At 36.8% G+C, this 17,028-nt stretch carries 15 protein-coding genes; 2 read left to right on the top strand and 13 right to left on the bottom strand.

Features of this window, described 5'->3' with window-relative positions:
• Window positions 1-23 precede the first annotated feature (23 nt).
• Complete coding sequence (locus IGJ32_RS10215) at window positions 24-884, top strand: helix-turn-helix domain-containing protein (protein ID WP_010720732.1); 861 nt, start codon at window positions 24-26, stop codon at window positions 882-884.
• Between the two features lie 106 nt (window positions 885-990).
• Here IGJ32_RS10215 and IGJ32_RS10220 read toward each other — a convergent pair whose 3' ends face one another.
• Together IGJ32_RS10220 and IGJ32_RS10225 are read right to left on the bottom strand one after the other, a co-directional pair.
• The gene (locus tag IGJ32_RS10220) at window positions 991-1,326 is read right to left on the bottom strand and encodes a hypothetical protein (RefSeq protein ID WP_010737193.1); all 336 of its coding nucleotides are present in this window, start codon (window positions 1,324-1,326) and stop codon (window positions 991-993) included.
• Between the two features lie 159 nt (window positions 1,327-1,485).
• Entirely contained in the window at window positions 1,486-2,028 is a 543-nt protein-coding gene (locus IGJ32_RS10225) for a TetR/AcrR family transcriptional regulator (RefSeq protein WP_373169204.1), read from the bottom strand.
• A 444-nt stretch (window positions 2,029-2,472) separates the two neighbouring features.
• Here IGJ32_RS10225 and IGJ32_RS10230 point away from each other — a divergent pair, with 444 nt between their 5' ends.
• Window positions 2,473-3,936, top strand: a complete 1,464-nt coding sequence (locus IGJ32_RS10230) for a helix-turn-helix domain-containing protein (protein ID WP_010737192.1) — start codon at window positions 2,473-2,475, stop codon at window positions 3,934-3,936.
• A gap of 201 nt (window positions 3,937-4,137) precedes the next feature.
• Here the strand turns inward: IGJ32_RS10230 and IGJ32_RS10235 are convergent, their stop codons facing one another.
• The 11 genes from IGJ32_RS10235 to IGJ32_RS10285 all read right to left on the bottom strand — a co-directional run bounded on the left by IGJ32_RS10235 (window position 4,138) and on the right by IGJ32_RS10285 (window position 16,354).
• On the bottom strand, window positions 4,138-4,845 hold the full coding sequence (locus IGJ32_RS10235) for a zinc metallopeptidase (protein ID WP_010720736.1): 708 nt from the start codon (window positions 4,843-4,845) through the stop codon (window positions 4,138-4,140).
• A 77-nt stretch (window positions 4,846-4,922) separates the two neighbouring features.
• Window positions 4,923-5,255: a zinc ribbon domain-containing protein YjdM gene (locus IGJ32_RS10240; protein WP_010720737.1), complete on the bottom strand. Its 333-nt coding sequence runs from the start codon at window positions 5,253-5,255 to the stop codon at window positions 4,923-4,925.
• A gap of 140 nt (window positions 5,256-5,395) precedes the next feature.
• Window positions 5,396-6,346 carry a DHH family phosphoesterase gene (locus IGJ32_RS10245; RefSeq protein WP_207426841.1) on the bottom strand — a complete coding sequence of 317 codons (951 nt, stop codon included), beginning with the start codon at window positions 6,344-6,346 and terminating at the stop codon, window positions 5,396-5,398.
• Window positions 6,347-6,360: 14 nt separating this feature from the next.
• A complete protein-coding gene (locus tag IGJ32_RS10250) occupies window positions 6,361-7,692 on the bottom strand; it encodes a DRTGG domain-containing protein (RefSeq protein ID WP_010737191.1) in 1,332 nt (443 codons plus the stop codon).
• A gap of 9 nt (window positions 7,693-7,701) precedes the next feature.
• Window positions 7,702-8,382: a metal-dependent hydrolase gene (locus IGJ32_RS10255; protein ID WP_010720740.1), complete on the bottom strand. Its 681-nt coding sequence runs from the start codon at window positions 8,380-8,382 to the stop codon at window positions 7,702-7,704.
• A 153-nt stretch (window positions 8,383-8,535) separates the two neighbouring features.
• Entirely contained in the window at window positions 8,536-9,009 is a 474-nt protein-coding gene (locus IGJ32_RS10260) for a YbaK/EbsC family protein (RefSeq protein WP_207426840.1), read from the bottom strand.
• A 154-nt stretch (window positions 9,010-9,163) separates the two neighbouring features.
• Window positions 9,164-10,843 carry a ribonuclease J gene (locus IGJ32_RS10265; RefSeq protein WP_010720742.1) on the bottom strand — a complete coding sequence of 560 codons (1,680 nt, stop codon included), beginning with the start codon at window positions 10,841-10,843 and terminating at the stop codon, window positions 9,164-9,166.
• A 758-nt stretch (window positions 10,844-11,601) separates the two neighbouring features.
• Window positions 11,602-11,826: a CsbD family protein gene (locus IGJ32_RS10270; RefSeq protein ID WP_010720743.1), complete on the bottom strand. Its 225-nt coding sequence runs from the start codon at window positions 11,824-11,826 to the stop codon at window positions 11,602-11,604.
• Between the two features lie 88 nt (window positions 11,827-11,914).
• Entirely contained in the window at window positions 11,915-13,099 is a 1,185-nt protein-coding gene (iadA, locus tag IGJ32_RS10275) for a beta-aspartyl-peptidase (protein WP_088745467.1), read from the bottom strand.
• A gap of 235 nt (window positions 13,100-13,334) precedes the next feature.
• Window positions 13,335-15,074 carry a putative basic amino acid antiporter YfcC gene (gene yfcC, locus IGJ32_RS10280; RefSeq protein ID WP_010720745.1) on the bottom strand — a complete coding sequence of 580 codons (1,740 nt, stop codon included), beginning with the start codon at window positions 15,072-15,074 and terminating at the stop codon, window positions 13,335-13,337.
• Between the two features lie 680 nt (window positions 15,075-15,754).
• On the bottom strand, window positions 15,755-16,354 hold the full coding sequence (locus IGJ32_RS10285) for an SIS domain-containing protein (protein WP_010737187.1): 600 nt from the start codon (window positions 16,352-16,354) through the stop codon (window positions 15,755-15,757).
• Window positions 16,355-17,028: the final 674 nt, after the last annotated feature.

Raw genomic sequence — 17,028 nt, forward strand, 5'->3', positions numbered from 1 at the left:
AAATAAAACATGAGGTGACTTTGATGGACTTGACAAAACTGATAACACTTTATCCTAATGCACAGAAAAAAAATTCCCCTGCTTCCGATAAAGGAATTCTCTCTTTAGCAATTGATGATTATTTTTTATGGATCGATCAATCGACGATTTCGACACAAGAAACAAATATTTTGAAAGCGTTATTCCCTGTAGCTACTGTCGAAGATAATCATCCGTGGTATCATTATCTATTTGAAAATAAACCGCTAGTAGCAGAAGAAAGCTTTCGCATGATTCAATTTCACATTGATCCAAGAGGAGAATTTCTTAAGCGCCAATGGCAAGAAACAATCGGTGAAATGTTTTTCCACTTAGAAGATTTTTTCTTTTATACAGAAACCGATGCTGTACTGATTGAAAAAAAATGTCCTAGTTATCTAGAAATTTCTGAGCTAAGAGGTATTTTTCTTTCATTAGATGCAGACTTTGAAATTACTACCCAAGTATTTATTGGCTCATTTCATTTACCTTCTCCCAATTTTTCAGAATTGTTTTTTGAAGAGCGGAAAATATTTTTTGAAGAAAAAAAGCACTTTGCTTTACATGGTGGCGCAATCTCATTATCAGAGGTGGCTTTACATCATTATACAAAAGGAACAATGAACAACAATCAGTTAATTGCAAGTTATCAGGAGATGGTCAAACGGACAGAAATGGAAGAGATCATTTCAGTGTTATGGAAAAATTTAGGTAATATTAGTTCGACAGCTAAATCACTCTTTCTTCATCGAAATACATTGAAATACAAAATCGAAAAATTCCAAGAACAAACTGGGTTCAACTTAAAAGAAGCAAATGATTTACTGTTTTGTCATTTGCTCTTACTGCAAGAACAAACACATTGAACACAAAAAGCGAAAGTATTCGTTCATGAGACAAACCAATACTGTTTGTCCCATTTTCTAATACTTTCGCTCTTTTTGTACTTTTAACTTTACTTTTTTTGTTGCATCACATGATTTTATCAACGTAATGGAGTAAACGGTCTTTCACATCTTCCGTTGATCCTTTTAGAGAATCTCCGTAGACAGAAATTTTCTTTTTGCCTGACTTGATCTTCGCCAGGATTCCCATCAAAGAATCTAAATCACTATCCGATAAATGTTCAACGATATCTAGTAGCTTTTCGTTTCCATCAAATGTCTCATTAACGAACTTTTTTACTTTTGCCCGGTTCGTCAAATGATGGATTTTTTCAATGACTTTTCCCGAAACAACTACTGCTGTCGCTACGCTTGCTGCTGCTGCGACACCTAATCCAATTGTTACTTTTGTTGATGTTTTCATCATTATCAGCTCCTTTTATCTATATTAATCATAGCATAGATAAAAAGATAAACGAACTATTTACCCTTTTTCACTTTCAAAATCGCCGAAAGATAAAACGCTACCACCAATTTTTCTAATCATCTATATGAAAGGACGCTTCAGCATCGTTTCATCCATTTACTTAGGGGAATATTCAATATTTGTTAATACTTCAGGCAAGTTCTCTTCCAACTCAGCCAATTTATTCCAAATCAATGTCATTGTTTCAAAAAATTCATGAGAAGATCGATCTGAGTTCAAACTGCCTAATGCATTGAGCCAAAGTAATTCTAATAAGTAAGGCTCTTTGATCCCAGTATGTTCTTTGACATATTCTGAAAACGCACGTTTAAATAAGGAAGCCATATCTAACTCAGACTTAATCACTACTCCACGAATACTTTCATGGATTGAAAAGAACTCTTTTAGTAGATGGACGATACTGAAGAAATCATCAATGACATATTCTGATAAATAGCGATCAAAACGGATCGTTATTTCTTCAAGTATTTTTTCTTTTAATATACGTATTGATTTAAAGTGGGCATAAATCGGATAAGTGGAACAGCCACAAAAAGAAGCTAAACTCCTAGCTGTTATCTTTGATAAGCCATTTTCTTCAGCATATACCATACTTTTAAAGAGTAAATACTCTTTGCTAAAATTTGTTACTCTACTCATACAATTCTTCCTTTCTCACTTTTGATCATTTTTTTTAAAAAGACATTATTTTTAGTCATCTCTAAATTAAAGGCATTATTATTTAGAGGACAGTACTAACCCCCCATTAAAAATAACAACATAACATCAAAAAAATATATTTAGGTACAATTTCAACAAGAAGCTTATTTTATTAATAACTTTCTTCAGTACTCAAAACCCAACATAACAAAATCAGCTAAATAACAATGTTTTTGTTATATAAATTGATTATTTAATCTGTTATAACTTGACAAAATGAGCGAAAAAAACAACAATAGAATAAACGATTGTTATATACCATTTAAATAACAACATGTACATACAACAACTACTACTATGTGAGAATAACATACATTAAAAACTCTTTCCACTCACAGTTTATGTCCTCCCATGGACAAAAAATAAAAGGAAAAGGAGCAACTTATGTTAACGGACGCAAAAAAGAAAGAATTGTTAGTATTCTATACCATTGTTCAAACCAATAAATGTTCCTTACGTGAATTATCTCAGGTTCTATCAATCCCTAAGAGAACGATCAAAGAAATCATCCGCAAATTAAACGGGACTATTTTTCAACAACTAAGTATCCCTAGATTCATTTACTCAACTGCCAAAGGCGAATTGAAATTAGATTCACAACATAAAGATGAAAAAATGGCGATCTTTCATTATATAAAATTGTTTTTCCTACGCGAATCAAATCGTTTTAATTTTTTATTGTTACTTTTTGATTCGCCACACAGTCGTGTTTCAAAAAAAATATTATTGGAAAAGTTGTACATATCTCCTTCTTATTTAGAAAAACTAACTAATCAATTAAACAAATCACTTAAAAAGTTCCATCTGCAAATCATCTCTCGCCAAAATTGTTACATTTTGAAAGGCGATGAATTATCGATTAGAATTTATATGTATTTCTTTTTTTCTGATGCTTTTCAGGGGATTGATTGGCCTTTGACAAATATGAAACTTTCCCAAGTAAAGCATACTCATTTATCCAATGAGCTTTTGATGACCAAGAAAACATCAAAGATACAAGAAAAAGTTTACTTATTAGTGGCAATCTTTTTAATGCGATCTGCTCATCATCAATTACCAGATGCTAGCCTCTTAGAAAGCTATGAAACAATGAAAATTTTAACTTCTACAAAAGATTTTAGCGGCGAATTGAAAAAACAATTGTCCCAATCATTGCCTGAAAGTCTTGTTCAAAATGAAGTACTATACTTTAATTTTTTACTTTGCTATTTTTTTCCTAACCTCATTCCCGAACAACAAAAAACACTCTTTGGCTATGAGTTTTCTAAAAGTAATCATTCGCTTTGTCGACAAGTTTCTTTTCTGATCAAAAAAATAGCTGAATCATTCCCTTCGATATCTGCTGGTGAAAAGAAGTATTATTACCATTATTTGATTATGATGCTGACGACGTTTATTTTTTTATTCCAAGAAAAAATCGATTACTTCCATGCACTTTATTATCCTTCTGAAAATATGAAAATCGATGCCTCGGATCAACGATTAAAAAAAATACAAATGATCATCGCTGACACGTTTACTTCTCAACCAAGCCAAAATTTACTGCACGAACATCTTAGTCGCCTGATCTATACACTTTTAAAATCGGAAGAAAATAAAAAATTAGCGATACATCTACAGATAAGCAAGGTCTTTTCAGGAAACTACCACATCGAAAAATTATTAAAAAATATTTTTAATCATCAGTTTTTACAAATCACCGAAAACCCTGAAGAAGCTGATTTAATCGTCACTGATTGGTTCGATACCCAACAACAAACGGCAGATATCTTTTATCTTGACCCTGAACGTGAAGATGAACTTTGGCTCCATTTATTCCATCTGATACAAAGACTCCACCAAAAATAATCCTTTTGTTTCCTTAAGCTGGGAAATAGCTGAAACAAGCCAAAAAAGTATAGGACAACCTGTTGTCCTATACTTAACTATTATCTTGATAGACAGCCCTATCTTATTCAACTCTTCGCGTTTGAACCAGGTCAAAGCGGTTTAACGATAATTACTTACGATTTTTCATTGCTAGTAAGGACCTTAATAATGTCCCATGTACTAGTCTCTACGATTACCACCGAATAATAAGATCAAACGAAGCAATTGTAAGAAAGTGGCAAGTGCTGCAGCTACGTATGTCAATGCTGCGGCAAAGAGTACGTGTCTAGCCATTGGTACTTCTTCTGCTGTCAGAAGACCACCTTCGCTTAGAATCTGAATGGCTCGTCTGGATGCATTAAATTCGACTGGTAATGTAACTAGCTGAAACAAAAGCGCAAGTGAAAAAGCAAAAATACCGATGTTGATCAATGTATCATTCCAGCTCAGTAAAACACCAATCAAAATCAATGGAAATGAAATCATCGAACCAAAATTAGCCACTGGAACCAGTGCGGCACGAATCTTTAGCGGCGCATAACCAACAGCATCTTGTACCGCATGCCCACATTCATGGGCAGCAACACCAATTGCAGCTACCGAAGTAGACTGTGCCGTTGCTTGTGATAAGCTCAACATTTTATTTCCTGAATTATAATTATCGGTCAAATCTCCTGCAATTTGTTGGACACCGACATCATTAATTTGTTGACTTTGTAAAATGTATTGCGCTGCTTGAGTACCCGTCACGTTATTCTTACTTCTGATTTTGTCATATTTACGAAAAGTACTGTTCACATAAGCTGAGGCAATACCGGAAATAACTAATCCGATGATCACTAACAAAAATGTAGGATCAAAAAAGCCATACATGCCATATCCATACATGATAAATCCACTCCTTTTTATTTTAACTTATTTTACCATGAGTGATCTAAAAAGAAGGTGAAAATACCTTGAGTGTATTAGAGTTTTTTAACAAATTCTGATTTTAATTTCATCGGTCCAAATCCATCGACTTTACAATCAATGTTATGGTCGCCTTCCACTAGACGAATATTTTTCACTTTTGTTCCTTGTTTGATGGCACCAGATGCACCTTTCACTTTTAAATCTTTGATCACTGTCACACTATCGCCTTCTGCCAAAGGATTACCATTAGCATCAAGAACGATCAAGCCATCTACTTGGTCCTGTTCTTCATTTGTCCATTCATTTGCACATTCAGGACAAATAAATAATCCTCGATCTTCGTAAGTGTATTCAGAGCCACATTGTGGGCAGTTTGGTAATGTCATCTTCTTTCTCCTTTAAAAATAGCGTTGAGCATTATTGTAACGGATAACGTGTCTTTTGAAAAGAGAGACTTGTGATTTTTAAAACAAAGTTTAGTAAAAATCATTTTTACAACGAACAACTCTCTCTTCTAAAATAGTTACTATCTTTGATACGCATGACAAATCTCTTTGATTTCGTCATAAATTTCTGCCACTTCCGCTAAATCTTTCGCACTTGCGCCACTTGCGAGCGGGTGGCCACCACCATGATGCTTTTTCGCTAATTCATTAATGATCGGGCCTTTCGAACGTAACCGTACACGGTAATATCCTTCAGGTTGTTGCACAAAGATTCCCCAAGCTAATACCTCATCAATGACACCAGGCAAGGAAACAACAGCTGCTGTTTCAGAATCATCAATTCCGTATTGCGAAAGGAGTTCTTGTGATAAAATCACTTTTCCTGCGCCATTTTCATCAACCTGGATATTTTGGTATAAATAACCTGAAAGTTTAGCAACTTTCATCGGCATTTGTTCAATTTCACGATTCAATGCACTGGCATCAAAAGGATAACGTCTTAAATCTGCTGCAATTTCCAACGTCCTGGCGGTTGTAGCTGGATATAGGAAGCGTCCTGTATCTCCTACAATCCCAGCATAAAGCAAACGCGCTGCACTGGTATTCAACGTTAACTCATTTGGAAACATGAGGGCAAACTCCGTAATCATCTCACTACAACTGCTGGCTTTCGTATCGACCCAGACCAGATCACCATACGGTTCATCATTTGGATGATGATCAATTTTTATTAATTTCTCACCTAACTTAAAACGATCATCACTGATTCTAGGTGCATTTGCTGTATCAGTGACGATGACCAAAGCTCCTTCATACACTTGATCATCAACTATTTGCATTTCTGCTAAAAAGCGCAAGCCCTCCACAGTTTCCCCGACTTGGTAAATTTCTTTTTGAGGAAACGTTGCTCTTAAAATCTCTGCTAAACCTACTTGAGAACCTAAAGCATCTGGGTCAGGACGTTGATGTCGATGGATGATGATTCGATCATATTTTTTTATTTCTGATAAAATTTCAGATTGGACAGTCATTATTTCCCTGCTTTCTATGAACGTTCCATTACTTGGCAAACAACGATTGCCTTGGAAACGATCGTATTTTCGATATATACTTCAATGTCTAGTTTGGCTGATCTCCGACCAATTTCAAGCACTCTTGGACGAATATCCAATTCGCTTTCAAGTTGGATTAAACGTAGATAATGGAGACTCATCTGTTCGATCATGATATTTCTGCGTTGATTTAATACCATGGTTTTTTGTGCAACATCAGAAAGGATCTCACTTAATACACCAAATGAAATCGTACCGACCCCATTGACCATTTGAGGGGTAACCATAAATTTAAACTTTGGATTTGCCAAAAGATTCCCGTCTCGGTCTCGATCGATCGTTTGGATTCCTCCTGAGATTTGGTCAGAGATCGTATCTGCAATTTGCGGTTGTCGCTGAACTAACTGCATGGCTTTCATCACATCTTGCCGAGTAATTAGCCCTTCAAGTGTCAAATCATCCGAAACGACTGGCATGACTTCTAAACCATCCCAAATCATTTGATGGCTGACAGAAGCAACACTCATGGTTTTTTTCACACTGATCGGGTCTTTTGTCATGACCCGCTCAATTACTTGTGTATCTGCTTTACCAAGTACATCTTTAGCAGTAATAATTCCCATCAAGCGCATGTGACGGTTCACTACTGGAAATCGTGAATGGTGCGTTTCCTCTGATAGTTTTTGATAATCGGCGATCGTATCTGTTTGTAGCAGGTAGTGTGTCTTTTCTGCTGACATATAGATATCACTGACAAGCATAATGTCTTTTTTAATCAATTGATCACTCAAAGCACGGTTGATCATCGTTGCTACGGTAAAGGTATCATAAGTCGTACGAAGAATCGGCATCGCTAATTCGTCTGCTAAGCGAGCAATCTCGGGGGTAGTGTCAAATCCACCAGTAATCAGCACGGCGGCTCCATCTTCTAAAGCTAATTTTTGAACTTCCGAGCGGTTACCGACGATCATCAGTGATCCTGGTGTGATATAGCGTTCCATCGCATGTTTCGTCATCGCACCGATCACAAATTTATTCAATACTTTGTCTAATCCTGTTGCGCCTCCCAATACATCTCCTTCAATGATCCTGACGACTTCCCCAAACGTCAGTCGTTCAATATGTTTTTTCAATTTCCGCTCAATCCGGATTGTTCCGACACGTTGGATCGTTGAAACTAATCCGATATTTTCAGCATCCTTGATGGCACGATAGGCCGTTCCTTCACTTACGTTTAATTCTTTTGCTATACTTCTGACTGAAATACGATTTCCAACCGGTAAGCTTTCGATATATTCTAAAATCAAGTCATGTTTCGTCGCCATATCTTTAACCTACACTTCCAGCGTTTCAGAAACGCTCATTATTTTTCCTTCGTTCCCTGCCAACTTCTCAATAAATAGTTGAGGATCTTGTTGGATAACAGGAAATGTATTGTAATGGATAGGAACGACTAGCTTAGCGCCAATCCGTTTTGCTGCTCTCGCTGCATCTTCTGGTCCCATTGTAAAATTATCACCAATTGGTAAAAAGGCAACGTCAATGGTAAATTGTTCGGCAAGTAAAGCCAAATCACTAAAATCAGCGGTATCTCCTGCGTGATAGATCGTTTTTCCTTCTGCTTGGATCACAATCCCACTAGGTTCGCCCATATAAAGCGGTGTGCCAGCTACCTCATAACTTGAGCTGTGCTGGGCAGGAACAAATTTTACGATCCCAAATGGAAATTCATATTTTCCACCAATATTCATCCCATGTCCTTTGGCACCTAACTGTTCCGCATAATTTGTAATCTCAACAATGCTGATAATCGTTGCATCATTTTGTTTAGCAATCGGCACCATGTCTCCTACATGATCGTTGTGCCCATGAGTAACTAAAACCCAGTCTACTTCTACCTTATCCACTGTTAAATCTGTTAACGGATTGCCTGTAATAAACGGGTCGATAATCAAGCGTTCACCATTTTTCATTTCGATCGACACACATGAATGTCCGTGATAAGTAATTTTCACTTTTCTCACTCCTTTTACTTTCTTTCATACATTAAATAAACCGATTTCATTTAGAGAATAATCCTAAATAATAGTACAGTACATACGTAATCATTGTAACAGATAATACAGTTTGTACCAAGTGGCAAATCAGCTCAAACCACTCTAAGTACGCTACTCCACTAACTCTGCATACGTAAAAGGAACTATTTTTTCGAAGTCTGTTCTAGCGATCTTAATGTTTCTGCCAATTTCGCCACTTGACATGACCAACATTTGCTTTTCTTTGAAAGATGCATCAACTAAAAAAAGATAATCTGGGTGTTTACGATAAATGCCGATCGGTGTATTTGCACCATGAGGATAACCAGTAGATGCCATCACAAAATCCATTCCGGGAAAACCGACTTTGTGATCACCAGAAATTTTCCTGGTTTTTTTGTAATCTAAATGTTCCGACAATGGAACAACGGCAATGATTACACCTGTTTTATCCCCTTTCAAAACTAATGTTTTACAAACACTGTTTTGATCAATCTGTTTTCGCTTGAGTATTTTTTGAAAATCATTCAATTCTGTCTGATTAAATGTCAGAGCTTCGTAAGAAATTCTTTCTTTTTCTAAATATTCTTCTACTTTTGTTTTCATCTACTATCTTCCTTCCATTTCCTTCTCTTTTATTTTACAAAAAAATAGAAAAAAAAGAACGAGCAAGAACTTTGGTTCAACTGATACAAAAAATGGTATGGAAAAGTCGCCTCTTTAAAAGATTACGACCTTTTCCATACCATTATTGTTTCAATTATTTTTTGCCTCTACGTTGTGTTGCTTCCATGATCACTGGTAAAATCACTGGACGACGTTTTGTTTGTTCAAATAGGTAGCGTCCTAATTGATCTCGAATGTCTTGTTTTAATTTACTCCACTCAAAGTCGTTACTTTCCAAGTGTTTTTCCACGATTTCTTCGATCATCGTCCCACTTTCTTTCATCAAATCACGACTAGCTTTGACATAAACGAAACCCCGAGATGTGATTTGTGGTTTTGAGACGATTTTCTTTTCACGGCGACTAATAGTAACTACAGCTACAAAGATACCATCTTCTGACAAGATTTTACGGTCACGTAACACAATATTACCAATATCACCAATTCCTAAACCATCGATCATCACATTTTCAGCACTGATCGTTCCAGCGACACTCATCCGTTTATTTTTATATTCCAACACATCACCACGTCCTGTGATGTAAATGTTTTTGTAAGGGATCCCGACGGCATGAGCTAAATCAGCATGAGCAGCTAATTCACGATATTCACCTTGAACAGGAATAAAATAAGTTGGTCTCATCAAATTAAGCATCAACTGAAGATCATTAGGATTCGCATGTCCAGACACTCGCATGTTCTCAGAGATCAATTTGACCGTACCACCTGCACGATAAATGATATCCTCTGTTTTAGCTACCATCGTTTCCATCGCAATACTTGGAGTAGTTGTGATATAGACTAAGTCGCCTTCTTCGATTTTGATATTACGGTGGGTTTTATTGGCCATTTTTTGCAACGACTTAATTGGTTCACCCATCCGTCCAGTTTCTAAAATGATGATTTCTTCTGGTTTGTATTTCTTCATGTCCTTCAAGGTCACAAGCAAATCTTCACTCGGAAGTTGTAGTTTTTCCAGACGCATTGCTGTTCGGATGATCCGTTCAAAATCTTGCCCTGTCAATACTACTTTTCTTTGTGCCTTTTCGGCTGCATCCAAGACTTGTTGAACCCGCTGTAGATTACTTGCCACACAAGCAACGATGATTCTACCTTCCCAATACTTGATCGTATCGAAGACTTCATCCGCAATCTGCAGCTCTGATGCTACAGGAACTGAGTTTTCAGCGTTCGCTGATTCACTAAGTAATGCCAATACGCCTTCTTTACCGATTTCTGCCAAACGAGCATAATCAGTTTGATACATTGGAATAGCTGTCTGATCGAATTTAAAATCGCCTGTGTAGACAATGCTGCCCTCTTTGGTTTTCAAGTTGATCCCGACTGAGTCTGGAATCGTGTGGGTGGTTCGGAAAAAGCTGACGATCGTCTCGCCAAAATCAATCTCCGTGTGTTCATCGACTACATGGAAATCTTTGAAACCTTTTGCTGCATCATTTCGTCCCACACTCAATTTAGCAAGCTCGATCGTTAACTCGGTTCCAAATACTGGTACAGAGAGCTTAGAAAGTAAATAAGGTAACGCTCCGATCGCATCTGCATGTCCATGTGTCAAAAAGACTCCCGCTACCCGATCAATGTTTTCTTCCAGATACGTAAAGTCAGGAATGACTACATCAATACCTAACAATTCGTTTTCAGGATATTTTAAACCACAGTCTAAAACAAAAATATCTTCTCCCACTTCAGCGATGTACATATTTTTTCCATTTTCACGTACGCCGCCTAAAGGGATAATTTTAATGGTACTCACAAATTTCACCTCTTCTTATGATGCCCAAGTTTAAAGACATCGATTCTCTTCTTTAACTAAATAGATGATTCATCTCAATGAGCAACTCACAAAATTTTAGCTGACTTCTTCTATTGCTTAGCAAGAAAAAGCAGCTGATTGACAGTCCTCTTGTTTATCTTCTGCCATTTTTGAATAAGTTTCATTAAAGCGATGAATCGATTATTTTTAACACAAAAGTCGAAAACAATGGATTCGACTACTCCCCATCATTATACAACAAATTAGATAAATCGCTAGCATCTGCTATTTTCAAGAAAAAAAGCATGGTTTTATAACGCACAACCAATCTTGCCTCAAGTCGTTGATTAAAACAGTCTCAATTTAACAAACTGTCTACTTTTATCCGTTCTTCTGTTACAAACATACTCCGTCTATTTTACCATATTTTTAGGAATAACTATAGTAGGATTTTCGATCTCAATAAAAGCTTTCTTACTACAAATCACTTCAAAGCTCTATTAAGTTCATTGACTTATAATTATACTTATCATAATTCGAGAGAATACATCGATAGATTTGCTGGAACGCATACTAAAAAAAGACGGTAGAATTGGTATCGTGGCGCACCTCAAAAGTTCGTTTACTAACTATAAGAGGTGCAAAACACAATAAACCAAATCTATCGTCTTTTACAATCAATCTTCCTTAAGAACTCGCTTTGGACAAAACCAGAGGATCATTCTCAAAGTTTTGACCAAACTTCTCTTTTGGAGAAACTATTTTTTATCATCTTTTTTGGAGAATTTTTCTTTGACATCTTCAAAGCCTTCTTTGATATCATCGCCTAAATTACGAGCTTTTTCTTTGATATCAGCACCAAGTGATTGTGCTTTTCCTTCAGCTTCTTTGCTTTTATCATCTGTTGCTTTACCGTAAGCTTCTTTTCCTTTACCAACTACTTTGTCTTTTGCATCTTCAGAACGTCCTTTTAAATCTGCCATCTTAATTCCTCCCTTAAATTTCTCATTTCTAACTATCTAACTATTATCAGGGTATCATCAACTTGAAAAACAGACAAACAGTATGCTCTTAGATCGTTTTTTCAAAGGTTCCCCACACTTTAACTTCTTTGTTTTCAACCATTACTTGTCCTTTGGCGATCACTGTTTCGATGGCTAAGGTTTCTTTGTCAAGTATACATAGATCAGCATCGTTCCCTACTTTGATTGTTCCTTTTCGCTCTAGCTTTAACACACGAGCGGGATTGACTGTGATTGCTCGCAAGGCTACTTCAAGTGGAATCTCTTCTTTTTCTACCGCTTCTTTGATACCTACCAGTAGTGATTTTGCGCTTCCGACACCCATACCAAGAAAGTGATTTTTTTCATCAAAGTAAGGTAAACTTCCTTGTCCATCAGATGACATTGTAAAATGATCAAGGGAAACGCCAGCTTCGATCAATTGTTTTAAAGCTTTACTAAAGCGGACTTCCCCATCTGTTCGTTCCCAAAAATCAGGATCTTCGCTCGCTGTGAAGTCAATTGTCCCACCTTTTTTCGCAAACTCGATACAAGCTGTTAAAAGTTCTGGCGTGCGGTTGGCATGGGTAGGTAAAAATTGCGTAATCGGAATCTCGGTTTCCTCAACTACCCTTGTTAATAACTCTAGTTTACGTTTTCCTCCACCTAAATGGACATTGACGATACCAGCTTTACCAGACAACATACCTCCTACTCGGGCATCAGCAGTTGCTCGAGAAAATTCTTCAAATGTAGGCTGAGATGATCGATGGTCAGAAACAGCAATTTCGCCAATTCCGATGATTTTATCAATTGTCAAAAAATCTTTGATGATTGAATCCGTAACGGTTTTGATTGGTAATCGATAAGAACCTTCATAGACGTAAGTTGAGATCCCTTCTGCTTCTAAGCCTTTTGCCTTACTGATAAGTGCAGTCATGTCACGACCTTCACCATCTGTTCCCAAACACCCAACAACTGTTGTTACACCCGCTGTCGTCAATTGACTTAAAGTTACTTCTGGCGTACGATTTTGAAAACCGCCCTCTCCACCTCCACCTAAAAGGTGAAAATGGCAATCAATAAAGCCCGGTGTCAACACTTTCCCACTACCGGAAATTTCTTCCACTTCTAACTCAGCATAGCCACCGCTCAACGCTTCTTCAAGCGCAATAATTTTATCCCCGGCAATCAATACATCCATGACCCCTAAATAATCTGGTGCATAAACCTCAATTTGACGAATGATTTTCATTTGACTTCATCCTTTCTCATACCGATATTTTGGTTTTCTTTGTTTCAAAAGTAACTATTTTTATTATAAAAAAGCCGAAGAATAATGAAAATAAGACAAACTATTTTCAGTCTCTTCGGCTTGCTTTCTATAAGTCAACTTTTTGGCTAGTAAGTTTGAAAAAGCATCGAGTTCCTCTGTCATCAGAAAAAACACGATTCGTGTATTCTTCACTAGCCTTAACTTTATTGCTTCGCTATTGTAAGCCGATTGCTATCGCAATCATGATAAAGATAGTACCTAGGACAAAAAAGAATCCTTGCATTTTGATTTGGAATCTTGCCCATTTTGCCCACTCGATACGTGCAACACCTAAGACACCAATCAAACTAGCTGATACAGGGGTAAAGGCATCCATAAATCCAGCGCCTAATTGATAAGCTAATACAGCTACTTGACGAGAGACCCCTACTAAGTCAGCAAGTGGTGCCATGATTGGCATCGTTAACGCCGCTTGACCAGAATTGGATGTCACGACTAAATTAAACAGGCTTTGGAAAATATACATTGCCCACGCTCCGATAGCCGCTGGTACTCCTGCTAAAGCTGTACCGATACCATGTAGAATGGTGTTTAAAGCAGAAGGAACAGAAGCATCTGAGCCACCTAATACTAATAAGATCCCTTTTGCCATCCCTACAACGATTGCTGTTCCAGCTAGATCAGCAGCACCCGATTGGAAAGAAGAGGCAATATCATTGATCCGCATGCCATCCAATTTGAAGATTACTGCAATGATCCCTGCGACTAATCCCATAACAAAAAATTGTGAAGCAATTTCTGGGATATAATACCCTTCTTGCGTAACACCCCAAACGATCCAAACCAATACGATGAGCATTTCAAGTAAAATCAATTTGTGTCCCAACATAAACGCTTTTTTCTCGTCGGTTGTTTTTTTCAAATGACTTCTGAAATAATCATCTGATTTATACGTCAATGAGCTTTCAGGGTTTTTACGGATTTTCTCCCCATAAATCATCAAATAGCCAGCAGATAACGCTGTGATAACGACCCACATGATCAATCGGAACGTCGCACCCGATAACACTGGAATGCCAGCGATCCCTTGAGCAACTGCTACACTAAACGGACTCATCCAGGAAGTCGCATTTCCGACTTGAGAGGCGACATACGTGACTGTTACTGCAACGATCGAGTCATAACCAAGAGCTATCACAAATGGGACCATCACCATAGAAAAAGGAATGACTTCCTCTGCCATGCCGAATGTCGCGCCACCGAATGAAAAAGCAAAAAATAATAGCGGTAAGGCTAAACGCTCCAGTCCCCTTGTCTTACTGATGAAAGCATAGATCCCTGCATCAATTGCCCCGGTGCGCATGATAATTCCAAAAGCACCACCAACAACTAAAATAAGTGCAGCGATTCCGACAGCCGATCCATACTTGTCTCCTGAAACTAACCCTTCAAAGACAAAATTCAAAAATCCGAAACCACCAAAATCATCGGTCCCCCATACTCGAGCCGTTTTATGGAGTTTTTTTGAAGTATCATAAATGCGTTCGCCAAATTGATCATAAAGTACATCATCTGTTAAAGAGATTTCATCTAACTTTTCTTGCGTTAATTTCTTTTCACCTTCAGAAATCACTTCTTCTAACCCTTTTTCAGGGACTTTTAATTTCTCTCTTTCCGTCGGATCATTTTGTAACTTCTCTAATTGATCAAATACATAGGAGCGATCCAAGGCATAAGCATAACGAAATGAATCTTGGCGTAATACAGTTCGCGTACTTGTTTCTCCATTTGCATCTTGGTATTCGATATCTTGTGTACTAAATTTTCCTGCTGGTACAATAAATGTCAGCAACCAAGCAAGGATGACCACTCCAAAAATGATGACATAAGTATGGGGTGTCGTCATTTTTGTGAGATCCCGTTTGGATTTCCCCGAAGACACTTGCTTCTTCACTATGAAGTCTTCCTTTCTATCTTTAAATTTTTATGAATAAAACAATCAATATCAGATTAGATTATACAGCAAAAAAACGCTAAACACATTAATTATCTATTAAAGCAATCTTTTTTATTTTTGTTAAAAGCAACCAAAAAAAGTTAAATAATTCTCTTGTATTTTGTGATGCAAGGATATAATCAATTAGTTTCATATGATATCTTTACTTGTTTTATTATTTATGAAGAAAAACCAATTATATTTTATCATTTTTAAAATATGCATATTTTTTCAACATTCGATATAAATAGAATTTTTTATTCATTATTTATCCGAAAAAAAACGAATAAAAAAACAGATAGTCTATAAGAAAAAATAGCTGCTTCAGACTTTTTTTAATCTATAAACAATCTTCATTGCAATAATCATAACTAATGTACTATAATTGCAATGTAAAGAGTTTTGGGGAAGACTCTTTCATCAACGTGTATTAAGAGACAAAAAAGAATTCAAGTGAATTCTTTTTTGTCTCTTCTTTGTGATATTTTGCTTGTTTTAACTATTGAAAAAAGAGGTTACCTTGCTCTACTTTTTACACTAACACTTAGAAATCGCCGAATGTTCCTAGTTTTATTCAAAAGTGTCCCTTTTTCATCTACTTCAAGGCAATGTTTCCATTCATTCTATTTTTACGTTCCCTAACGAATCAGCTGGCAGACTGTAAAATATAGGGTTTGCTGCAATAGTAATATGGTAGCGATAGAGGAACTATCACAAAGAGCAAGCTCAACTTCTGACAATGATAAAGCGGTATCATTCATTTGTGCATGGTTATCCAATACTAGGTCAGCAAATTCAAACAGTCGCAACCCATTACTGTGTTGTGATTTGATACTTCGCGAGAGATCAAATCCAGTAACAATAATCAGTAAATGACCATTTGACTTGATCCATTGAGCTAACTCCACAATACTTGGATCCCTGCCTTCATTGGAAAGAAGTAGAAAAATATCTGCTTGTTTGACAGAGAGCTGATCAATGATCGCTTTTCCCGTTCCTTCCAAAGTTTCATATATCCCATTTGCCGGATTTTCAATTAACTTGCCCGGTATCATTTCAGGTAAATGCTCCCAAAACTCAAATGCTATCCCGCTTAGTGTACGACTAGCAAAGATTTGTAAACGTCCACCTAATGAAACTTGACGAGCAATTAAAGAAGCAGCTTGAACCATCAAGGGTTCTTCGATTCTTAATTTCTTTTCTAGTTGCTGATAATAATCAAAATAGCGTAAACTCATTTATTTCTTCACCTTTAATTTCACAACAAAAACAGCAAGTGCGCTAAAGCATAAAAAAAGAAATCAGTTAAGACGTATCAACCTTTTACTTGAAAATGAAAGATAAAAAAAGGCATTGAGCATACTGCCCAATACCTTGACATAGTAAATAAACGAGCTACCGACCATCGAAAAACCGACACAAGGGTAGAAATCTCCCCAGAAATTAGGTACAATAAATACGGTCGATGCCTTGCATTGACTATGGCAAATGATCGGTCAGGGTGTATACGTGTGACTGGTCATTCCCTGATAGTTAGTTGCCGCTAACTATTAGGGAGCCTTTTTTTATTCTGCTGTTTCTATCTTCAATCATTTTAAGTAATCTATCAGACAAGTGCAAGTCCGAAAAAATAAAAAAACCATGGTCTGTTTTCTTGACATATAAATCAACTTTTTTAACTGAACAAGAATCCTATCACGATAGGATTCTTGTTTTTAGATTTATTTTTTAACAATGATAACAGCCAATATCTACTTAAATAAATAAATTTGCCGTCCACAATTAAACATGTCATGATCATTTTTTTGTTTAGCCTACCAAGATGACTCTCCCCTACTGCTTTTCGCTAACTCCCATTCCTTAAATGGCATACTCAGACCCTAAAACCAGACAAAAAAGCAACCGCTCATCC

This window comes from Enterococcus sp. DIV1639a (genome assembly GCF_050530445.1).
GTDB lineage: Bacteria > Bacillota > Bacilli > Lactobacillales > Enterococcaceae > Enterococcus_B > Enterococcus_B hirae.